We start from the raw sequence: 21,643 nt of genomic DNA on the forward strand, positions 1-21,643 counted from the left end.
CCGCAAGATCCGATTCCGCCTACCTTGGCAGCTTCCTGTCTGAACCCGATTTGTTTCATATCGATCTTGGTTCTGAAGGCCCCGGCGTAATCTTTAATCAACTGCCTGAAATCTACACGGTTGTCAGCAGTATAATAAAATGTGATTTTTGAAGAATCTCCCTGATATTCAACATCAGTTACCTTCATTTCAAGACCTAATCTCTGGGCAATTTTTCTTGCCTCAAGCTTTACAGCGTCTTCTTTTTTCCTTGCTTCCTGCCATACCTCAAGATCCTTTTGGTTGGCCTGTCTGTATATTTTAAGTGCTGATTCTTCAGAAAACTTTTTCTTTTTCATCTGAATCTTTACTAACTCTCCCGTAAGGCTTACTACGCCTACATCGTGTCCCGGACTAGATTCTACTGTAATTACGCTACCTATATGTAAAGGAATATTATTTACATTCTTATAAAACGATTTTCTGTCATTTTTAAATCTAACTTCTACAAAATCACACCTGTTTGGTGCCGGATTGTTGATGTTAGAAAGCCAGTCAAAAACACTTAATTTATAACTATTCCCGCAGGTATTTACATTTTCACAGCCATTTGCGGTTTTTTTAGGACCACAAGAATGTGCAGAATCGCCGGATGTTTTACATCCACAACTCATATTACTATTATTTATAATCTTGCAAATTTATGTATTTTTATCTTTATGCCATTCTAAAATACTCAAATAACCTGAATTCCGGATAAAACATTTCGATATTTTGAGAATGATTAGATTGGAAAGTTGTGAAGGAGTGGTGTTCAGCAGGTTTAAAGAACTCTTTTTTTGTAATTTTAAAATATCGGATTTTCTGAAAAACGGTTTGCGGATAATTTTAACATTTTTTCAGATTTGACCTGATCTCATTCTTTTGGAGAAGGATAATTTACTTGTGTTAAACATTTGTTTAATATTAAACAATGAGAGTGTGGTTTGTTTTATCTTTTTATAAACCTTTGTTAATTATTGTTTTGTGTGTTATTATGTTTAGAATGTTATTTTAAACATAGTTTTCTTTTTGTATATTGTTTAAAATGTTAGGAAATATTAACAGGCGTATTCAAAATAATTTTATATTTGGGTTATATAATAATAGTCTATGAAAAAAATATTAGTATCAACTGCTTTATTGGCGGGCGTTTTATCTTACGCTGGAGGCTTCAGGGTTTCTCTGCAGGGGGTAAAACAATTGGCCATGGCGCATACTAGTGCTCATGCCGAAGATGCAAGTGTGGCATTCTTCAACCCGGCAGGTATGTCATTTATTCCTTCCAAGCTGAGTGTAGTAGCAGGAGGATTTGGTGCAAGTAATAAAGTTACGTTTCAAAACTTAAATACTTTGCAGAGTACAGAAACGGATAATCCGCTTGGGACTCCGGTTTATGCAGCGATTACTTATAAACCAATAGAAAACCTATCTGTTGGTTTCAGTTTCTCTACACCTTTCGGAAGTACGGTTAAATGGCCGGATAACTGGGAAGGTAAGGAAATGGTACAGAAAATGGAGCTGAAAAGTTATTATTTCCAACCGATGGTTTCTGTAAAACTAGCACCTTGGTTAGCTTTTGGTGCAAGTTATATCTACGCAAGAGGAAAAGTGGATTGGGATAAAGCAGTAACACAATTTAACGGACAGGTAAATATCAACGATGAAAAAGCAAGCGGACACGGATATGGATTCGGTTTCTATTTCAGACCTGATCCTAAATTGGATGTGAGTATTGCTTACCGTTCAGCCATTGATATGAAGGCTAAAAATGGAACCGCTACATTTAAGTTCCCTACTCAGACGCCTTATTCATTATTAAAATTAAATGCTGCAGGTCAGGATGGATTCTCAGCAACACTTCCATTGGTTGAAGAATATACAATTGGTTTAACTTATAAAGTGACACCAAAATGGCAGGTTTCTGCAGACTTTAATTATCATGGATGGGAAAGATACAGTAAACTTACCCTTGATTTTGACAATGCTCCTATTGGAAATCAGGCAGATCCAACAGTTCTTGTTAACCCTAAGAACTTTAGAAACTCTAAGACATTCAGATTGGGTACTCAATATGCCTTCACTAATGTAATTTATGGACGTTTAGGAGCCTATTATGATGAGTCTCCTTATACCAACGAAAACTTTATTCCGGAAACTCCTTCTTTCGATACCTATGTGATTACAGGTGGGGTAGGATTTAAACTAAAGCAGTTTGGAGTTGACATTGCAGGTGGATATGCAATGCCTCAATACAGAAATGTAAATAATGCTAATCTTGGATTCTACGGACAAGCGAAAGCAAGAGCGTTCTATTTTGGTCTAGGTTTATCTTATAATCCTTTTTAATTTAAAAGACTATGAAAAAAATTATAATATCGACAATAGCAGTTTCTGCACTTCTTTTTACCGTAACAAGCTGTAAAACTGATTTTGATACGGATGTAAAAGATATACAGGTGTCAAAGGGAAGTGCTGATTTCTCAAAATATGTTGCTTTAGGGAATTCACTAACTTCGGGATATAGAGATGGAGCTCTTTATATAGACGGACAGAATGAATCTTATCCATCTATGATTGCTCAGCAAATGAAACTTGTAGGCGGCGGAGAGTTTAAGCAGCCTTTAATGGGTGATAATAATGGAGGATTGCTTCTTCCTCTAGGGGGAAGTGCTACTCTTCAGATTCAGGATACAAAGCTTTATATAAAAAGTTTTGTTGATGGAGCTCCTGATATTGGTCCGGTTAATGATAATAAGGCCGCTAATTTAGTAACCAATTTTGTGAAAGGACCCTTCAATAATATGGGAGTTCCGGGAGCAAAGGTCGCTCATTTATTAGCACCGAAATATGGTGATGTTGCGGGAATCGCAACAAAAACGGCGAACCCTTATTTTGTAAGATTTGCTTCTTCACCTAATGCATCTGTAATTGATGATTTTGTTAGTCAAAATCCTACATTCTTCTCATTGTGGATTGGAAATAATGATGCTTTATTATATGCTTTAGCAGGTGCAGACAGTTCTATTGAAACATTAACACCTCCCGCTCAGTTTAAAACCTATTATGATTTGTTGATCTCTAAAATTGAAGCAACAAAAGCTAAAGGGGTTATTGCTAATATTCCAAGTGTTACTTCTGTTCCTTCTTTAACAACAATTCCAACAAATCCTTTAACTTCTGCTGTTTTAGGAAAAGGAAATGTTGCTGCAGGAGAAGCAACAATTGATGATTTAAATAAGAATGTATATGGACCATTAAGTCAGATCTTAACAGCATTGGGTGCAGGAGACAGAATTAAGCCTCTTTCTAAAACAGAAGCTAATCCACTGTTGATCAAAGATGAAAGTATTCCAAATTTAGGAGCACAAATCACTGCAGCAGCAGCAGGTTCCGGAAATCCAACTTTAGTGATGCTTTCTGCTTATCTTGGTGCTACTTATGGGCAGGCAAGACAGGCGAAGTCCGGAGATCTTATTCCGTTGACAACAAAAGCAGCCATTGGTACACTTGAGACTCTTCCTCCAGGTATTCCCGCATCTCTTGGAGCTAGAGGGGTAGCTTATCCATTTGCAGATAAATATGTTCTGATTCCTACTGAAATTAAAGAAATCAATGATGCTATTGATGCTTATAATGTGACCATAAAAGCCGCTGCAACAGCAAAAGGATATGCTTTTGTAGATGCAAACGCTAAACTTAAGCAGCTAGCTGGAAATTCAGGTATTTCATGGGATGGTGTAAGGTATACTGCTAAATTTGTATCCGGAGGAGCATTCTCACTGGATGGAGTACATTTAACAGGAAGAGGATATGGTGTAATTGCCAACGAATTTATTACTGCAATTAATGCGACTTATAATTCGTCATTACCTCTTGTAGACCCTAATAAATACTCAGGAGTTACACTACCATAATTATTGATTAAATAAAAACTTAAAAACCACAGGAGTAAATCTTGTGGTTTTTTTTTAAATTTGCAAAATCTTTTAAAAAGTAAAAATGGCCGATCAGTTAAGTTATCTATTTTGTACAAGAACCAGCAGGGACTTGGCAGAGAAAATTGCCCAGAGTTATGGGAAAGAATTAGGAAAAATCAACTTTCAGGAGTTCAGCGACGGGGAATTTGAGCCTGTTTTGGATGAATCTGTAAGAGGTGGAAGGGTTTTCCTAATCGGATCTACATTCCCACCTGCAGACAATCTTTTAGAGCTTCTTCTAATGATTGATGCAGCGAAAAGAGCTTCTGCAAAGAGCATTACCGTTGTAATTCCTTACTTCGGACTTGCCAGACAGGACAGAAAAGACAAACCAAGAGCGCCGATCGGTGCTAAGTTAGTTGCTAATCTTCTTACAGCAGCAGGAGCAACAAGAATAATGACAATGGATCTTCACGCAGATCAGATCCAAGGGTTCTTTGAAATCCCGGTAGACCATCTGTATGCTTCTACTATCTTTGTAGATTACATTAAGTCTTTAAACCTTGACAACCTTACGATTGCTTCTCCGGATATGGGAGGCGCGAAAAGAGCAAAAAACTATGCCGGCCACTTAGGTGCAGAAGTAGTAATTGCTTATAAGGAAAGAAAGAAAGCAAATGTTGTAGAAGAGATGTTCCTTATTGGTGATGTGACAGGTAAGAATGTAATTCTTATTGATGACATGATTGATACTGCAGGAACACTTTGCAAAGCAGCTGATATTCTAATTGAGAAAGGAGCAAAAACAGTAAGAGCTATGGCTACTCACGGAGTGCTTTCAGGAAAGGCTTACGAGAATATTGAGAACTCAAAAATATTGGAAGTTATTGTAACTGACTCAATTCCTGTTAAAAATAATTTGTCATCTAAAATAAAAGTGCTATCTTGCGCCCCATTATTTGCGGACGTTATGACAATGGTTCATGAGCACAAGTCAATCAGTAGCAAGTTTGTTATTTAATTGATTTTAAATGGCTTGCAAATTAAAATAAGAACAAATTTTTAAATTTTTTATAAATGAAATCTATTACAATTCAAGGTACAAAAAGAGAAAGCGTGGGCAAAAAGTCTACAAAAGCTTTACGTGATGCTGAATTAGTTCCTTGTGTTGTTTATGGAGGTGAGACACCTTTAAACTTCTCTGCTGAAGAGAAAGCTTTCAAAGGGTTAGTATACACTCCTGAAGCACACACGGTATCTATTGAAGTTGACGGACAAACAATTCCAGCTGTTCTTCAGGATATTCAGTTCCACCCAATTACTGACAAAATTCTTCACATTGACTTCTATCAATTATCTGACGATAAGCCAGTTATCATGGAAGTTCCAGTAAGAATTACAGGACGTTCTAAAGGTGTTGTTGCTGGTGGTGTTTTACGTCAGTCTTTCAGAAAGCTAAAAGTAAAAGCGATCCCTGCTAATCTACCTGACGAGATCGTTGTAGATGTTACTCCATTAAGAATTGGTAACAAACTTTACATCGGTGGTATCAAAACTGAAGGATATTCTTTCATGCACCCAGACAATGCAGTAGTAGTTGCTGTTAAGATGTCTAGAAATGCAATGAAAGGAGGTGCAGCTGCAATGGATGATGAAGATGAAGAAGAAGCAGCAGAAGTTGCTACTCAGTCTCCTGATGTTCCAACAACAGAAGAAAAATCTGCAGAATAAGTATTGCTTATTTAATGATATAAGACCTGTCAAAAAATTGACAGGTCTTTTTTTATACTTTTTACTGGTTATCGGTTTTACTCACTTGATGTTATTGAATATTTCTATTAACTGACAAGTATCAGGCCGTCACCGGATGCTTCCTTTCGGAAAAAAAGCCGTAAATTTGAAGAGTTCTAAATAAGAACGTTTTAATTTAAAAAATAAATAAATGTTTGACATTCAGGAAATAAGAAGCCAGTTTTCTATATTGGACAGAGAAGTGAATGGTAAACCGTTGGTTTATCTGGATAATGCAGCTACATCTCAAAAGCCAAATTCGGTTTTGGACGTCTGTCACGCATATTATACAGAGCTTAATGCTAATGTTCACAGGGGAATCCATACATTAAGCCAACTCGCAACAGAAGAAATGGAACTTTCAAGAAGAAAGATCCAGAAGTTCATTAATGCAGAGCATGACTTCGAAGTTATTTTTACAAAAGGAACAACGGAAGGATTGAACCTCATCTCTTATATTTTAACCCAAAAATTACAAAAAGATGATGAAATTATTATTTCCTATCTGGAGCATCATTCTAATATTGTTCCCTGGCAATTGCTTTGTGAAAGAACAGGAGCAAAACTTCGTGTGATCCCTATTGACGAAAACGGCATTCTTCAGCTGGATTATTTTGATAAATTTTTAAGTGAAAAAACAAAAGTCGTTTCTGTAAACCAGGTTTCTAATGCATTGGGAATTGTAAATCCTATCGAGGAAATCATTGCTAGGACAAGAAAAAATACGGATGCCTATGTTGTTATTGACGGGGCACAATCTGCACCTCACTTCAATATTGATGTTCAGAAGATGGATTGTGATTTCTTTGTATTCTCAGGACATAAAATGTATGCTCCGATGGGAACTGGGATTTTATATGGAAAGCGTGAAATATTAGAAGCTTTACCACCATTTCATGGAGGTGGAGAAATGATTGCAACATGTTCTTTTGATGGAACAACGTATGCAGGGCTTCCATTTAAATATGAAGCAGGAACACCAAATGTAGGTGGAAATATTGCGCTGGGAGCAGCCGTTGATTTTATGAACAGAGTAGGACATGAAAATATTCAGAAGCATGAAAATGCCTTGTTGGAATATGCTCAAAGACATCTTTTGGAAATTGAAGGCCTGAAAGTATATGGTGAGAAAGCACATAGAACAGGAGTTGTTTCCTTCAATCTGGAAGGAATAGGGATTTCTTCAGATGTGGGAATGATCCTGGATAAAATGGGTATTGCTGTAAGAACAGGACACCACTGTACGCAGCCTATTATGGAATTTTTTAATATTGCAGGAACTGTAAGAGCCAGTTTTGCTGTCTATAATACCTTTGAAGAAATTGATCTTTTAGTAGAAGGTGTTAAAAAAGCGCAAAGAATGCTGAGCTAAGAATACAAAAACATATAAAAAAGCCCTGTCGGTGTAATGGCAGGGCTTTTTTATGATCTGAACTTTCAGAGTGAAAGTTAATTTTTATTTTAAAGAGTCGGTTTCCAGTCAACAACTGCTCTGATGAATGCTTCAGCATTTTCAACCGGAACATTAGGAAGGATACCGTGTCCAAGATTGGCAATATATCTGTCTTTTCCGAAACGGTTAATCATTTCATTCACCATTTTCTTGATGGTTTCAGGAGTTGAGTGCAGTCTTGCAGGGTCAAAGTTTCCTTGCAATGTCATGGTGTGGTTGGTCAGAGTTCTTGCGAATTCCGGCTTAATCGTCCAGTCAACACCAAGGGCAGAAGCTTTAGACATGGTCATATCTTCTAATGCAAACCAGCATCCTTTTCCAAATACAACTACATGGGTAAGCGGGCTTAGTGCTTCAACAATCTGGTTGATGTACTGCCAGGAAAATTCCTGATAATCCGTTGGGGATAGCATTCCACCCCAGGAATCAAAAACCTGTACAGCAGAAACGCCTTTTTCTACTTTTCTCTTAAGGTAAGCAATCGTAGTATCAGTGATCTTTTGAAGTAATAAATGAGCAGCTTCAGGCTGTTGGAAACAGAAAGATTTCGCAATATCAAAAGCTTTACTTCCTTTTCCTTCTACACAATAGCAAAGGATTGTCCATGGAGAACCGGCAAAACCGATCAATGGAATCTCATTGTCTAATTTCTGAAGCGTTAATTCAATAGCATCAAAAACGTATCCTAAAGTATCGTTCACATCCGGAGTTTCAATATTCTGAACCTGTTCCATGGTTCTGATCGGAGTATCCAACCAAGGCCCAACAGATTCTTTCATTTTGAAATCGATTCCCATTGCCTGTGGAACTACCAAAATATCAGAAAACAGGATCGCAGCGTCTAAAGGAAATCTGCGGATAGGCTGTAATGTAATCTCAGCAGCAAGTTCAGGTGTCTGACATCTTGTAAAGAAATCATATTGGTCTCTTAAAGCAATGAATTCCGGCAGATATCTTCCAGCCTGCCTCATCATCCAGACAGGAGGTCTTTCAACGGTTTCTCCGCGAAGTGCTTTTAAATATAGGTCGTTTTTTATCATAATCTATTTAAACTAATATCACCGTCTAAATCCGGTAACTATTCTAAAGTTTGCTCACAATTTCTCGTCTTATCAGCTCAAAAACAGAGCTCAGCGTATTTTCATCAGACGTGAAAATATTCTCGTGAGTATAATTTCTTAATTCCCCGGAGGTAGTTTCTCCAATCGAAAACAGCTTCATGTCTTTCAGGGAATTTTGCTTTGCAAAACTACGAACTCCGCTTGGACTAAAAAATACTGCAGCATGATATTTTTCAGGAATTAATGGATTGGTTTCCTCGGTATTGTAGATTGTAACCTTTTTGTACTTAATATTTTGAAGAGGAAGCTCCTTATCAAGGACGTTGATGGCAAGGTTACCACAGAAGTGAAGAAACTGTTCATGCTGGCAATTTCCGATAATGAATTTGGAAAGAGTATCTGCATTCTTCAATACTTTAAATGTTCCAAAGCCATGTTTTCTTAATGCCTTCTTGGTCTTTTCTCCCACACAGTAGATCTTGTTGTAGTTTTTAGCCGTAAAATTTTCATTAGGTTTAAATCTGTTTTTGAAAAAAGCAGCTACGCCATTTACGCTGGTAAAAATCAGTGAGTAATTTTTCAGATCAAATGGGGTGATCAGAATGGGCTTGGTCTTAATTACCTCAACACAGTCAACCGAAATATCCTCTCCTAATTCTTTGGATAGTGTTGCCTGGTCTATATTTTTGGTAAATAAGATTTTCATGTCTATAGGATTAGAAGATGAAAAGGTATTAAAGAAGAAATTAAAATCTAAATGATCTTAGATCTGGCTTTTGATTTCTGCCATTAATTCTTTTCCGCCATTTTCCAGCACTACTTTTGCAAATTTTTCTCCAAAATTTTCTGTAGAGTTGTATATAAAGTTCTCATCAAGAGCAATGCAGTTTTTACCATCCAGAGAGCAAAGCGCTGCTGTAAAGCGGATCTGATTCTCGATAATTTCAGCAAAAGCTCCGATAGGTGCGGTACATCCTCCTTCTAAAGTGCTTAGAAAATTTCTTTCAATTTCTACACAGATCTGGGTTGGCTGATGATTGATCTGTTTCAGTATTTCATTGATCTCCGGTTTATCGGAATGTCCTGCAACCGCAATAACGCCCTGAGATGGGGCCGAAATCATTACCGGAAGCATTTCATAATCAATTTCCATTTTCATTCTTTTGATCCCGGCTAAAGATAAGATAGTGGCATCAAAATCTCCATCTTCAAGTTTTTGAAGACGGGTCTGGATATTTCCACGGATGTCTGAAAACTCAGTGTTCGGGAAATGTCTTAACCAGAAAGCTCTTCTTCTTAAGCTGCTTGTGGCAAGCTTCAGTTCGTGAAGTTCTTTGTTCTTTGCAGATTCTTTTCTGATCAGAATGTCTTGGGGATAATCTCTTTCCAGATAGGCTACCATCTCAATATTCTGAGGTAACAGGGTAGGGACATCCTTTAAAGAGTGAACAGCAATATCAATTTCATCATTCAATAAGGCTACATCAAGGTCTCTTGTGAAAACCCCTGTGATTCCTAATGAATATAAAGGTTGGTTCAGGTTCTTATCGCCAGAAGAAACGATAGGAACAATTTCCGTTAAATAATTGTTGTTCTGAAGGTGCCTCGCAACCTCTCTAGCCTGCCAAAGTGCAAGTGCGGAATTTCTTGTTCCGATTCTAATGCTTTTCATTGAATTCGTTGTTTGGTTGTTCAACTAATATTTCGTGCATTAATTTACTAATTTCTTCGGCTTTTAAAGGGTTATCGATGATATATTTTGCAAAACGGTTGGTGATCTTCTGGATCATTTTATCAGAAAGTTCCATATCCGTGATGTCTATATATTTATTTTTCTTGTAAAAGTTATGCATTTCATTGCGTTCCATGTTCTTTAACACCGCTTTGAAATGATGAATGTTTGGTGCCAGCTTTCTTTTTTTCTCCCATTCAATAAAATCTTTCATCAGTTCCTTGATGATCTTCTCTGCTTTAGGAATTTCTTTTTCCCTTTGCTGGATTGTTTCCTGGATCTGTTTTGAAAGCTCATCAACATCTATTAAGGTTACATTTTTATTTTCTGTAACATTCTTTTCAACGTTGTGAGGAATAGAAAGGTCAATCACCAATGTTTCTTTTCCGTTCGGGAAATGCGATTGATTAATGATGGGGTGCTTTGCCCCGGTAGCCACGATAAGAATATCCGTGTCTTTTAATTCCTTATCAACATCAGCATAATCAACATGAGGAATATTATATTTTTGGGAAATTTTTTCAGCTTTTTCCTGGGTTCTGTTCGCAATTTTAATTTTAGGCTGATAAACATGTTTTACCAGATTTTCCACCGTATTCTGTCCAATCTCACCCACACCAAGAAGAAGAATATTCTTTTCGGTAATTCTCTTCTGATTATTTAGGATATAATGAACGGCTGCATAAGAAACAGAAGCTGCACCATTGGAAATTCCGGTTTCATTCTTGATCCTTTTGGAAATCTGAATAGCAGCATTGATGGCTCTTTCCAGATATGGATTAGAATTTTGTCTTTCCTTTTTAAAACGGGCGTATGCTTTTTTGATCTGGCCAATAATTTCAAAATCTCCAATAATCTGGCTCTCAAGACCAGCGGCTACTCTGAAAAGATGTATTAAAGCCTCTTCTTTGGTTAAGATATTGGCAAACTGAAGAAAATCCGTAAGATTTACTCCAATGGTTTTGCAATATTCTTCTGCTACTAAAAGATAATTGGAAGAGGTAGTATAGATCTCAGTCCTGTTACATGTGGAAACCACAAATGCATCCCCAAGGTCTTCCTGATGGACGCGGGAAACAAAGTTTTTGATGTTTTCATCAAAGAATGCAAACTTTCCTCTCGTTTCTACATCGGCCTTTTCGTAGCTTATGGAAAGCACGGCAAAATTCGATGTTTGATGGATGTTGGAATACTGTAACATAAGCAGTGGCAAATTTACGTTTTTTTTAATTAATGATCCTCTGATAGTATATATGATAATTATCGTAAAAAACTATGATTACAAACTCTATTAAATGAAGAAGGTAAAAGTTCAAACTCCGGATTGTTAAAGCTAATTTTATAAATACGCTTATTGATTTACTTTTATAGGTGTTTTTAGAGTTCAGATTCTCCCATTAATTTTAGTTGAAATCAAACTCTGTAATTATCTAAACAGAAAGTTAATAAAGAATTATAAATTTTAATAAAATTTTAACCAAATTAAGTTGTGTTGAAATTTCTTTCGTAGTGTTAAATTTATATCTTTGTAAACTTAAAATCAGAAGAAAAATATGAGTTTATTTGATATGTTTACGCAAGAAATTGCGATAGACCTGGGAACAGCCAATACCCTTATTATCCATAATAATAAAATTGTTATAGATCAACCGTCAATTGTTGCAATTGAACGCTCTACGGGTAAGCCTATTGCTGTAGGTGAACAGGCTAAGCATATGCAAGGGAAAACTCACGAAGATATTAAGACCATCCGCCCATTGAAAGATGGGGTTATTGCAGATTTCCACGCTTCTGAACATATGATTAAGGAATTTATCAAGAAAATTCCCGGAATTAAAGGTAAATTCATACAGCCTGCATTAAGAATTGTAATCTGTATTCCTTCTGGTATTACTGAAGTTGAAAAAAGAGCGGTAAGAGACTCTGCTCAGAAAGTAAACGCAAAAGAAGTAAGATTAATCTATGAACCAATGGCAGCTGCTATAGGAGTTGGGATTGATGTACAGAAGCCTGAAGGAAATATGATCATCGATATAGGTGGAGGTACCACTGAAATTGCTGTTGTAGCTTTAGGAGGTATTGTATGTGACAAATCTGTAAAAATTGCAGGAGACGTATTCACCAATGATATTGCTTATTACTTAAGAACTCACCATAACCTTTATATCGGGGAAAGAACGGCTGAAAGAATTAAAATTGAAGTAGGTTCTGCTGTAGAAGATCTTGATGTAGACATCGAGGATATCCCGGTACAGGGTAGAGACCTTATCACAGGTAAGCCTAAAGAAATTATGGTAGGGTATAAAGAAATTGCCCGTGCATTAGACAAATCTATCATCAGAATTGAAGATGCTGTAATGGAAACTCTTTCCCTTACTCCACCGGAATTGGCTGCTGATATTTATAAGACAGGTATTTATCTTGCCGGAGGAGGTGCATTGTTAAGAGGTCTTGCGGACAGAATCCACAAAAAGACAGGTCTTCCTGTTTTTGTAGCAGAAGATCCGTTGAGAGCTGTAGTTCGTGGAACTGGTATTGCCCTTAAGAATATGGATAAATTCAATTTCTTAATTAAATAATTTTAACTTTTTACGACTGTATATCTGAATGGGATTTTTGCTGAGATTATTTTCGAAGAACACACTTTTTGTCTTCTTTATATTCCTGCAAATTATTGCTCTGGTTCTGATATTCTCTAGAAATGCCATGCAGAGATCCTGGATTGCGGGCCAAACAGCTGCATTGAATTCATGGATTTCCGGGTATATTGATGAAGGGGTTTCTTATCTGAAGCTAAAACAGATCAATGAAGATCTGGTAGTTCAGAATAAAGCTCTTATGGCAGAACTTTATGGAAAAGACGGGACGAAAAACCCTGTTTTCAAAAGAGTACATGATACCATTGGAGGCGGTCAAATCTATACTTTTGTTGATGGAGAAATTGTTTTTAACAGTATCAACAGAAGAAATAATTACTTTACAATCAACCGTGGCCGCAGAGACGGAGTCTTCCCTCAAATGGGGGTAATGGCGCCTAGAGGTATTGCTGGGATTGTTATCAATTCTACAGACAGTTATGCACTGGTTCAATCTGTATTGAGTGTCAATAAGATCAGAATTAATGCATCACTGAAAAATTCCGGATATTTTGGAACCTTAACATGGAACGGAGATAATTCCAGGGTAATGCACCTTGCAGATATTCCGAAATATGTTGCTTTAAAAGTGGGAGACACTGTTGTAACAGACGGAAAATCTGCCATCTTCCCGAAAGGGGTAATGATTGGAACCATTGCCGGATATTCAGTAGATAATAAAACCGGTTTCTGGGATATTTCTGTGGAACTGAGTGAAAAAATGGGTGCATTGAGTAAAGTGTATGTCGTTAAAAACCTGAAAAAAGCTGAAGTGCAGAAAATTCAGGACACGATGCAGGCTGTAATAAAAAAGGAAAATGATTAGCAGGACTTTATTTACCGATATATTAATCATGATCTTTCTTGTTGCATTACAGATTTTTGTATTGAACAGGATTACTATTTTCGGGAAATATACTCCGGTATTATATCCTGTATTTGTCATGTTCTATCCTTTTTTCAGAAATAAATTTCAATTTCTGGCATTAAGCTTTTTAATAGGATTATCTATTGATGGTTTCCTCTATTCGTGGGGAATTAATGCCTTTGCAACAACGCTGATAGCTTATTTCAGAACGTTGATATTCAGAACGTCTACGGATACATCCACAGACTTTTTCTCTTTTCAGTCCCTGCAATGGGCGCAGTTTTTGCTGTTTTTATTTTCAAGTATTTTCCTGCATCAGCTTTTAGTGCAATATATTGAGTTCTTTAAGTTCAGCAGGTTTTTTGAAATTTTGTTTAATGTTTTGGTGACTAGTGTAATTTCATTTATATTTATCGTTATCTACGCATTAATATTTAAAATCAAACAAAAAGTTTGAACACACGTTATTTAAAAATTTTTTCCATTCTAGTTGTTATCGCCCTTATTTTTGTGGCGAGACTTGCGTATTTACAGTTGTTTACAGACCGTTATGCGCTGAATGCTGCCAATACTTCCATTAAAATAGAATATGTAATTCCTCAGCGCGGAGTTATCTTTGACCGAAACGGAAAAATCATGGTAGGGAACCAGCCTGCATATGAAATTTCCTTTACTCAGGCTTTAATGAAACCTGATTTTGATACATTAGGCTTTTGCAGTCTGATGAAGATTTCTAAAGCAGATTTCATCAACAAGATCAATGTCATAAAAAAGGAAAAATACTATTCTAAACTGACTCCTATGACCTTTTTAAAGGATCTCAGCAGAGAAGATATTGCAAGGGTTCAGGAGATTATTTTTAAATATCCTGCCTTTAATATTGTACAGAGACCTCAGCGTCAATATGAAGTTTCTACCTCCGGAAACCTTTTAGGATATACCAGTGAAGTAAATGAAAGAGAGATTAAAAAGGACTCTCTCTATTACTTACCTGGAGATTTTATCGGAAAAACAGGGGTGGAGAAGTCTTATGAGAAGGAACTTCGTGGGATAAAAGGGATGAAGTATATCCAAAAAGATATCAGACTTAGAAATATAGGGTCCTATAAAAACGGAGCTTTAGATAAGGATGTAGTTACCGGTAAAGATATCACTCTTACTATTGACTATGATCTTCAGAGAACCGCAGAAGAAATGCTTGTCAACAAGCACGGAGCAGTGGTAGCTATAGATCCTAATAATGGTGAAGTGCTGGTTGCGGCAACCGGACCGGATATTGATCCCAACCTTTTCACCGGACCTAATAAATCTAAAAACTTATATGCCCTGTCAAAAGATACGCTTTATGAAAATAAACCTACTTTTGACCGTTCTTTACAGGCGGGATATCCTCCGGGGTCCACTTTTAAACTGCTAACGGCTTTGGCTGCAATGCAAATGGGAGTGATGGATGAAAAGACTATTTTTCCTTGTGGAGGAGGTTTCTTCTATAAAGGAAAAAGAATTAAAGGCCACGGTGGAGCTGATCCGCTTATCCCTTCTATTCAGGTTTCCAGTAACTGTTTCTTTACGTATGCATTTATTGCCATTATCAAAAAATATCCAGGAAATCCTTCAAAAGGCGTTGATGAATGGAAAAAGATTATGAGCAGCTTTGGAGTTGGAGAGTTTTTAAATAATGACTTTGCGGTGGGTGCAAAAGGAAGAATTCCTTCTGGAGACTTTTATGAGAGAAGGTTTAAAGCTATTATGAAAGCCAGCGGATCTCAGAGAACAGACTTTAAAAACTGGGATGAAATGTCAACAGGTGCCATTTATAATGGAATGGGGCAGGGAGATGTTCTGGTAACTCCTATTCAGCTGGCTAATTATGTGGCTGCTATTGCCAACAGAGGATGGTATTATACGCCCCATATTGTGAAGGCCATTGATGGGAAGCCTAATCCAGATCCAAGATTTAAGGTTAAGCATAAAACTCTGGTAGATCCAAAACACTTTGAACCTGTTTTAAAAGGGATGGAAGCTGTAGTTTTAAGAGGAACAGCAAGAGGATTGAAGTCCAATGATTTTACACAGCTGGCGAAAACAGGTACAGCACAGGTTCCACAAGGAAAGGATAACTCTATCTTTGTATTGATTGCTCCTGCTGAGAAGCCAAAAATTGTTGTGGTTGCCGTAATGGAACATGCAGGATTTGGGGCTACATGGGCAGGGCCTGCTTGTACGGTGATTGCTGAGAAATATATTACCGGAGATCTGAAAAGAGAACATCTGTATAAAAAAATGATAACCTCTAGTTTCATGCCGGAATACAAAAGGCAATGGATTGCAGATTTGAAACGTAAAGGGCTTTATAAAGATCCTAAGCCTGATTCAATTAAACAAAAAAGAATAAAAGATAGCCTGGATCTTATTAAACAACAGAAAGCCAAACTTCAAAAGAAATTAGAAGAAGAGAAGGCCAAAAATAATAACACTGCTAAAAAAACTGTTAAGCAATGAAATGGACAGAAGGAATAGATAAACTTGGCCTTGGGCTGTATTTCCTGCTTTGCATCTTTGCTATTGCGAATATTTACAGTGTTGACCAGAAACTTGGAGAAAAACAGTTGATGTTTTTCTGTATCTCTGTATTTGTAGGACTTATCATATTTGTAGGAAGAAGTAAGTTCTTTGAAAATATGGCAGGTATTATTTATATAGGCGGGGTACTCTTGCTGATAGGACTTTTCCCTTTTGGAAAGGAAATTTTAGGACAAAAGAACTGGTATAAGTTCGGAAGCTTTACCATGCAGCCTGTTGAATTTGCTAAAATTGGTACTGCTTTGATGCTTGCAAATTATGTTTCCGGACCTGATTTTAATCTTAAAAATAGAAAATCTTTATTTACGGCTTTAGGGATTATCGGTATACCGGCGGCAGTAGTACTGGCTATTCCGGATGTGGGATCTATGCTCGTATTCATTGCCTTCTTTATTGCTTTGTACAGAGAGGGGCTAAGTGGTTTGCTGTTTGGGATAGGTTTTATTTTTGCGGCTGTATTCTTAATAGCCTTAGCAATACCGCCAGTGTATGTAGCAGCAGCTATTTTAATTATCGCCGGTGTTCTGATCGCGATGAACTACCATAGAATGTCCTGGGACGTGATTTCTATTTCGGGGATCGCAGGATCTATTCTTTTATTATGCGGGCTTGCATTCGGTTCACCTTATATTTTAGAAAAATTGCCTAAGCACCAGAGAGAAAGAATTGAAGTTCTTTATAAAGGTGAAAAAGCATTTAGAGATACTTCGGGATACAACTTATTATATTCCAAAACTGCAATCGGATCGGGAGGTCTTTTAGGAAAAGGATACCGTGAAGGGTCGGTTACCCAGGGGAAATTCGTTCCTGAGCAAGAGACCGATTATATTTTCTGTACCGTAGGGGAAGAATGGGGGTTTGTGGGAAGTGCTATCCTGATCTTATGTTACATGGTCTATATTGGACGGATCTATTATCTTGCTGAACAACAGAAATCCACTTTTAATCGTGTATTTGGGTATTGTTTTGCATCTATCCTTCTGATGCACTTTTCCATCAATTTAGGGATGGTTATGGGGCTTTTTCCAACGGTAGGGATTCCGCTTCCTTATTTCAGTTATGGAGGAAGTTCTTTGCTGGCCTTCTCTATGATGACTTTTATTTTCTTTAAACTTAATTATTCGGATAAGAACAGCTTAGTATAGAGCTATTTCCCAAACGATTTGACTTATTTTTAGATCTGCAGAATGTGTGGATGCTATTCTGATACCTATAAATCACTATATTTTTATGAAAGATGCTTATATTTTAGATCAACATTTTGAAAATACAGATTTTGTGCAGTTTCCACTTGAAAAAGGAGAGTATGAAAACTGTACTTTTAAGAATTGCAGTTTTGAATATGGAAATTTGTCCGGTTTTAGTTTTACAGACTGTGAATTTACAGGTTGCAACCTCAGCATGACAAAGATTGGCTCAACAGCCTTTCGTAATGTTCTTTTTATAGAATGTAAAATGCTGGGTTTACAGTTTAATGATTGTAACGTTTTTGGTCTGTCTTTTAAGTTTGATGGCTGTGTGCTCAACAATTCTGTTTTTTACCAGACCTCTATAAAGAAAACTGTTTTTAAAAATTCAAAGCTGATTGAAGCAGATTTTACAGAATGTGATTTATCAAATGCTGTCTTAAATAACTGTGATCTGTCAGGAGCTGTTTTCGATAATACTAATCTTGAAAAGGCAGATTTGAGAACTTCTGTTAACTATTCCATAGATCCTGTTTTAAATAGGCTTAAAAAGGCCAAATTCTCACTTTCGGAAGTTCATGGACTGTTGTATAAGCTGGATATTAAAATAGACAAGAATAGCTAGCTTATGAAGCTAGATGCTGAATGCGGGTATTTCTGAAAAGCCCTTTTAGGCAGAAGATATATTAAACGTTAATTAAATTCAATAGAAGCGGGTTTAGCCCAAGCTTAATAAAAAGTATAATGCATAAAAAAGCCATCAGGAATTCTGATGGCTTCATTATTTAAATCAATTATTTATAAAATTAAAAATTTGCTGGGGTAGCTTGAGTAGTAGAAGCCAGATTATTATAAGCTTCCCCTTCTGCATTGATTACTCTTTTTGCGAATCTGAACTTAGGTCCCCAATAAGAATCATTCAGTGAAGAAATCATTACTCCTTTAGATGTTGCTGCGTGGATAAATTTGATCTCACCTTCCTCAGTAACACTTTCTACAATACCTACGTGAGAGATTCTTCTTCCATGAGAAAAGAAGATTAGGTCTCCTTTCTGTAATTCCCCTTTTTCAACTCTTTCCCCTTCCTGAGCCTGAGAAGCCGCTACTCTTGGTAAAGTAAGACCTGCTGCAGCCCCGAATACAGAAAGAACGAAAGCTGAACAATCAATACCTCTTCTTGTAGTTCCTCCGTATCTGTAAGGAGTTCCAAGGTATGTTTCAGCTTCTTCAAGGATACCGTCGATGGTTTTATTATATTTGATTGCTTTTGCAATCTCAGAATTCTTAACAGCTTTTTTAGCATTTGCGATAGATGCCGCTTTTTCAGCAAGGAAAGAGTCAATTAATTTCTGCTTATCTTGCTCCATTTTTTTGTTGTCAATAGAAGCTAGTTTGGCATCTGTTTTGTATTCTTTACTGTAAGTTGCTGGTTTTGAAACCACATAATTAGTAGCACACGATTGCATTGATACTGTAGTAACTAAAGCAACTAAATAAAACAAAACTCTTTTCTTCATATATATTTGATTAACCGTGTTAAAATGGAATATTTATTTTCAAAAGCATTACAAAAGTAGAGATTCCAAGCAAAAGACCCCTGATATGATAATTGTCAGGATCTCATTTTAACACTATTTAACATATTATTTACATATGTTAAAGAAAAATAAACCGCAACTGCCTATTTTTGGCAAGCCTGCGGTTTTTTTTATTAAGATTCTTTAACAAAATCTATCGATTTTCTTCTATAAATCACGTTTTGTAATTTAAAACTCTAATTTTCAGGGCTGTTAAAAAAACAAAATAAACTTTACTAAAACCCTTTATTGATAAGGGTTTTAAGGGTGCTTTGCTTTTGGCTTTAAACCTTATGTCACTTTTTGATCTAAAATCAGAGTTGAATAAATATTTTGTTTAAGAAGTTTCTAAATCTTAACAAAGTGGAGTGGTAAAGGCAATAAAAAATTCCTCAGAAAAACTGAGGAATTTAAACTAATATGGAACTTTACAGAGTTATTTTGTAAACAACATCTCTCTGTATTTTGTCATCGGCCAAAGCTCATCGTCTACCATCATTTCAAGGTTGTCAGAAGCATTTCTGATTCCGTCAAATAAAGGTTTTACTTTGTTGCAGTATGCTTCTGCCTGCTTTTGGCTGTCTGATATGCTTTTTGCGGCCTCTCTGGCTTTAAGAAGATCTTCAACACCAAGTTTAATGATAGAAACATTTTCAGAAATGCTTGTGATTAAACTCATTTGTTCTTTTGCCAAAGATTTGAATTCTTTGTCACCAAAGATTTCTTTAAGACCTTTTACGTTTTCAATTAATCTGTTCTGATAATTTAAAGCGGAAGGAATGATGTGGTTTCTTGCGATATCACTTAACACTCTTGCTTCAATATCAATAACAGTAGAGTATTTTTCTAATTTAATTTCGTTTCTGGCTTCAACTTCTCTGTGGTTAAAGATTCCCATTTCTTCATAAAGATCAAGGAATTTCTTATCCATTTCCTGTTTTAAAGCTTCAGGGGTTGTTTTAAGGTTATTTAATCCTCTTTTCTTAGCTTCTTTTGCCCAGTCATCAGAGTATCCATCTCCTTCAAACATAATGTTTTTACACTGTTTGATGTATTCTCTCAATACATTAAAGATAGCTTCGTCTTTCTTAAGACCTGTTTCAATTAAAGCATCAACTTCCTTCTTGAAATCATTCAGCTGTTTTGCAGCAATTGTATTCATTACCGTCATAGATTCTGCGCAGTTTGCAGATGATCCTACCGCTCTGATCTCAAATTTATTTCCTGTAAATGCAAATGGAGAAGTTCTGTTTCTATCGGTGTTATCCAATAGGATTTCAGGAATTTTTCCAACCACATTTAACTTTAATTCTGTTTTTTCTTCCGGAGATAGCTTTCCGTTCGTTACTTTTTCAAGTTCTTCCAAAACGCTGAACAACTGGCTTCCGATGAATACGGAGATAATTGCCGGTGGGGCTTCGTTGGCACCTAATCTGTGGTCGTTACTTGCAGAGGCGATACTTGCTCTTAAAAGGTCAGCATATTCATGAACAGCCTTAATCGTATTCACGAAGAATGTTAAGAACTGAAGGTTTTTCTTAGGGTTTTTTCCTGGGCTTAAAAGGTTTTCTCCAGTGTCAGTTGCTAAAGACCAGTTGTTATGCTTTCCGCTTCCGTTTACTCCTGCGAATGGCTTTTCATGGAATAAGATATGGAAGTGGTGCTTATGAGCTACTCTTGCCATGATGTCCATCAATAAAGAGTTGTGGTCTACGGCAACATTTACTTCTTCAAACATTGGAGCAAGCTCGAATTGGTTTGGAGCTACCTCGTTATGTCTTGTAGTTGCAGGAATTCCCAGCTTCATACACTCGATTTCCAATTCTTTCATAAAGTTCATTACCCTTGTAGGGATGGAACCGAAGTAATGGTCATCTAACTGTTGTCCTTTTGCAGGAGAGTGTCCCAATAATGTTTTTCCTGTTAATACAAGATCCGGACGTGATTGGTATAACGCTGAATCAACAAGGAAATATTCTTGTTCCCAACCTAATGTAGGAGTTACCTTAGTTACATTTTTATCAAAATACTGCATTACGTTTGTTGCAGCTTCATCTACAGCATTCAAAGCTCTTAATAAAGGCGCCTTGTAATCCAACGTTTCTCCGGTATAAGAAATGAAGATAGATGGAATACATAGTGTAGTTCCCATGATAAATGCAGGAGATGTAGGATCCCAAGCGGTATATCCTCTTGCTTCAAAAGTATTTCTGATTCCTCCGTTCGGGAAAGATGATGCATCCGGTTCCTGTTGGATCAGCATATTTCCGCTGAATCTTTCGATTGCTCTACCTCCTTCGATAGGAGTAAAGAATGAATCATGCTTTTCAGCAGTAGTACCTGTCAAAGGCTGAAACCAGTGCGTATAGTGTGTTACTCCTTTGCTCATTGCCCAATCCTTCATTGCTACCGCTACCTGATCTGCGATATGTCTCTGGATTTTTGTTCCTTTTTTAATAGCATCCATAATAGAGCTGAATGCTTCTTTGGTTAAATATTCTCTCATTGTTTCTTCTGAGAAAACATTTTTACAGAATAATTCCGATAATTTCGCTGGGATTTCAACAGAGTTATCTTTTCTGAAATCCTTAAATGGAAGGGTTTCTAATGCTTTGAATCTTAAGGTTGACATATTTGGGTGAATTTTGATGGGGCAAATTTACAAAAAAAATGAATTGAAAATGATTTAACCCTAAAAATTTTAGGGGTGGTTTGAAAATTCATATAAATTAAACGGTTGTTTGGTGTGTTTTGGGTAGGGGTGTTGTTGATTGAAAGTGATAAAATATAATATTTAAGGACATTTTTTAAGGGGGA

18 protein-coding genes are annotated in these 21,643 nt (G+C 36.6%); 11 read left to right on the forward strand and 7 right to left on the reverse strand.

Features of this window, described 5'->3' with window-relative positions; translation table 11 throughout:
* A partial coding sequence (locus BBH99_RS07895; protein ID WP_228390769.1) for a PSP1 domain-containing protein occupies positions 1-653 on the reverse strand: 653 nt, incomplete at its 3' end.
* Positions 654-1,131: 478 nt separating this feature from the next.
* Here BBH99_RS07895 and BBH99_RS07900 point away from each other — a divergent pair.
* From BBH99_RS07900 to BBH99_RS07920, 5 genes are all read left to right on the forward strand, one after another.
* Positions 1,132-2,367: an OmpP1/FadL family transporter gene (locus tag BBH99_RS07900; RefSeq protein ID WP_066694276.1), complete on the forward strand. Its 1,236-nt coding sequence runs from the start codon at positions 1,132-1,134 to the stop codon at positions 2,365-2,367.
* A gap of 11 nt (positions 2,368-2,378) precedes the next feature.
* Positions 2,379-3,935, forward strand: coding sequence for an SGNH/GDSL hydrolase family protein (locus tag BBH99_RS07905; RefSeq protein WP_066694279.1), 1,557 nt, complete (start codon positions 2,379-2,381; stop codon positions 3,933-3,935).
* An 85-nt stretch (positions 3,936-4,020) separates the two neighbouring features.
* Positions 4,021-4,959 (forward strand): ribose-phosphate pyrophosphokinase, encoded by a 939-nt coding sequence (locus BBH99_RS07910; RefSeq protein ID WP_066694282.1) that lies wholly within the window; start codon positions 4,021-4,023, stop codon positions 4,957-4,959.
* A gap of 56 nt (positions 4,960-5,015) precedes the next feature.
* A complete protein-coding gene (locus BBH99_RS07915; protein WP_066694285.1) occupies positions 5,016-5,669 on the forward strand; it encodes a 50S ribosomal protein L25/general stress protein Ctc in 654 nt (217 codons plus the stop codon).
* Between the two features lie 211 nt (positions 5,670-5,880).
* A complete protein-coding gene (locus BBH99_RS07920; RefSeq protein ID WP_066694288.1) occupies positions 5,881-7,101 on the forward strand; it encodes an aminotransferase class V-fold PLP-dependent enzyme in 1,221 nt (406 codons plus the stop codon).
* An 89-nt stretch (positions 7,102-7,190) separates the two neighbouring features.
* On the opposite strand, the gene hemE is transcribed toward BBH99_RS07920, so the two are convergent.
* From hemE to hemA, 4 genes are read right to left on the reverse strand one after another with little or no spacing between them, the layout of a single operon-like run.
* Entirely contained in the window at positions 7,191-8,222 is a 1,032-nt protein-coding gene (gene hemE, locus BBH99_RS07925; protein ID WP_066694291.1) for a uroporphyrinogen decarboxylase, read from the reverse strand.
* Between the two features lie 43 nt (positions 8,223-8,265).
* Positions 8,266-8,949, reverse strand: coding sequence for a uroporphyrinogen-III synthase (locus BBH99_RS07930; RefSeq protein WP_066694293.1), 684 nt, complete (start codon positions 8,947-8,949; stop codon positions 8,266-8,268).
* A 57-nt stretch (positions 8,950-9,006) separates the two neighbouring features.
* Positions 9,007-9,915, reverse strand: a complete 909-nt coding sequence (hemC, locus tag BBH99_RS07935; protein WP_066694295.1) for a hydroxymethylbilane synthase — start codon at positions 9,913-9,915, stop codon at positions 9,007-9,009.
* Entirely contained in the window at positions 9,902-11,176 is a 1,275-nt protein-coding gene (hemA, locus tag BBH99_RS07940; RefSeq protein WP_066694297.1) for a glutamyl-tRNA reductase, read from the reverse strand. The genes hemC and hemA overlap by 14 nt, the downstream gene beginning before the upstream one ends.
* Before the next feature lie 352 nt (positions 11,177-11,528).
* Here hemA and BBH99_RS07945 point away from each other — a divergent pair, with 352 nt between their 5' ends.
* The 6 genes from BBH99_RS07945 to BBH99_RS07970 all read left to right on the forward strand — a co-directional run bounded on the left by BBH99_RS07945 (position 11,529) and on the right by BBH99_RS07970 (position 17,874).
* The gene (locus BBH99_RS07945; protein ID WP_045491741.1) at positions 11,529-12,554 is read left to right on the forward strand and encodes a rod shape-determining protein; all 1,026 of its coding nucleotides are present in this window, start codon (positions 11,529-11,531) and stop codon (positions 12,552-12,554) included.
* A gap of 28 nt (positions 12,555-12,582) precedes the next feature.
* The gene (gene mreC / locus BBH99_RS07950) at positions 12,583-13,437 is read left to right on the forward strand and encodes a rod shape-determining protein MreC (protein WP_066694300.1); all 855 of its coding nucleotides are present in this window, start codon (positions 12,583-12,585) and stop codon (positions 13,435-13,437) included.
* Positions 13,430-13,936: a rod shape-determining protein MreD gene (locus BBH99_RS07955; RefSeq protein ID WP_066694303.1), complete on the forward strand. Its 507-nt coding sequence runs from the start codon at positions 13,430-13,432 to the stop codon at positions 13,934-13,936. The genes mreC and BBH99_RS07955 overlap by 8 nt, the downstream gene beginning before the upstream one ends.
* The gene (locus BBH99_RS07960) at positions 13,933-15,981 is read left to right on the forward strand and encodes a peptidoglycan D,D-transpeptidase FtsI family protein (protein WP_066694306.1); all 2,049 of its coding nucleotides are present in this window, start codon (positions 13,933-13,935) and stop codon (positions 15,979-15,981) included. The genes BBH99_RS07955 and BBH99_RS07960 overlap by 4 nt, the downstream gene beginning before the upstream one ends.
* Complete coding sequence (gene rodA, locus BBH99_RS07965) at positions 15,978-17,207, forward strand: rod shape-determining protein RodA (RefSeq protein ID WP_066694308.1); 1,230 nt, start codon at positions 15,978-15,980, stop codon at positions 17,205-17,207. The genes BBH99_RS07960 and rodA overlap by 4 nt, the downstream gene beginning before the upstream one ends.
* Positions 17,208-17,292: 85 nt before the next feature.
* A complete protein-coding gene (locus BBH99_RS07970) occupies positions 17,293-17,874 on the forward strand; it encodes a pentapeptide repeat-containing protein (protein WP_066694545.1) in 582 nt (193 codons plus the stop codon).
* Positions 17,875-18,055: 181 nt separating this feature from the next.
* Here BBH99_RS07970 and BBH99_RS07975 read toward each other — a convergent pair whose 3' ends face one another.
* A complete protein-coding gene (locus BBH99_RS07975; RefSeq protein WP_066694310.1) occupies positions 18,056-18,766 on the reverse strand; it encodes a C40 family peptidase in 711 nt (236 codons plus the stop codon).
* Positions 18,767-19,262: 496 nt separating this feature from the next.
* Positions 19,263-21,458: a glutamine synthetase III family protein gene (locus tag BBH99_RS07980; protein WP_066694313.1), complete on the reverse strand. Its 2,196-nt coding sequence runs from the start codon at positions 21,456-21,458 to the stop codon at positions 19,263-19,265.
* Between the last annotated feature and the right edge of the window lie 185 nt (positions 21,459-21,643).

It is taken from the genome of Chryseobacterium contaminans (assembly GCF_001684955.1).
Taxonomy (GTDB): Bacteria; Bacteroidota; Bacteroidia; order Flavobacteriales; family Weeksellaceae; genus Chryseobacterium; species Chryseobacterium contaminans.

Bases quoted from the DNA above. Each gene is read 5' to 3' on its own strand.
- BBH99_RS07900 (WP_066694276.1), top strand. From the start codon at position 1,132: ATGAAAAAAATATTAGTATCAACTGCTTTATTGGCGGGCGTTTTATCT.
- BBH99_RS07905 (WP_066694279.1), top strand. From the start codon at position 2,379: ATGAAAAAAATTATAATATCGACAATAGCAGTTTCTGCACTTCTTTTT.
- BBH99_RS07910 (WP_066694282.1), top strand. From the start codon at position 4,021: ATGGCCGATCAGTTAAGTTATCTATTTTGTACAAGAACCAGCAGGGAC.
- BBH99_RS07915 (WP_066694285.1), top strand. From the start codon at position 5,016: ATGAAATCTATTACAATTCAAGGTACAAAAAGAGAAAGCGTGGGCAAA.
- BBH99_RS07920 (WP_066694288.1), top strand. From the start codon at position 5,881: ATGTTTGACATTCAGGAAATAAGAAGCCAGTTTTCTATATTGGACAGA.
- hemE (WP_066694291.1), bottom strand. From the start codon at position 8,222: ATGATAAAAAACGACCTATATTTAAAAGCACTTCGCGGAGAAACCGTT.
- BBH99_RS07930 (WP_066694293.1), bottom strand. From the start codon at position 8,949: ATGAAAATCTTATTTACCAAAAATATAGACCAGGCAACACTATCCAAA.
- hemC (WP_066694295.1), bottom strand. From the start codon at position 9,915: ATGAAAAGCATTAGAATCGGAACAAGAAATTCCGCACTTGCACTTTGG.
- hemA (WP_066694297.1), bottom strand. From the start codon at position 11,176: ATGTTACAGTATTCCAACATCCATCAAACATCGAATTTTGCCGTGCTT.
- BBH99_RS07945 (WP_045491741.1), top strand. From the start codon at position 11,529: ATGAGTTTATTTGATATGTTTACGCAAGAAATTGCGATAGACCTGGGA.
- mreC (WP_066694300.1), top strand. From the start codon at position 12,583: ATGGGATTTTTGCTGAGATTATTTTCGAAGAACACACTTTTTGTCTTC.
- BBH99_RS07955 (WP_066694303.1), top strand. From the start codon at position 13,430: ATGATTAGCAGGACTTTATTTACCGATATATTAATCATGATCTTTCTT.
- rodA (WP_066694308.1), top strand. From the start codon at position 15,978: ATGAAATGGACAGAAGGAATAGATAAACTTGGCCTTGGGCTGTATTTC.
- BBH99_RS07970 (WP_066694545.1), top strand. From the start codon at position 17,293: ATGAAAGATGCTTATATTTTAGATCAACATTTTGAAAATACAGATTTT.
- BBH99_RS07975 (WP_066694310.1), bottom strand. From the start codon at position 18,766: ATGAAGAAAAGAGTTTTGTTTTATTTAGTTGCTTTAGTTACTACAGTA.
- BBH99_RS07980 (WP_066694313.1), bottom strand. From the start codon at position 21,458: ATGTCAACCTTAAGATTCAAAGCATTAGAAACCCTTCCATTTAAGGAT.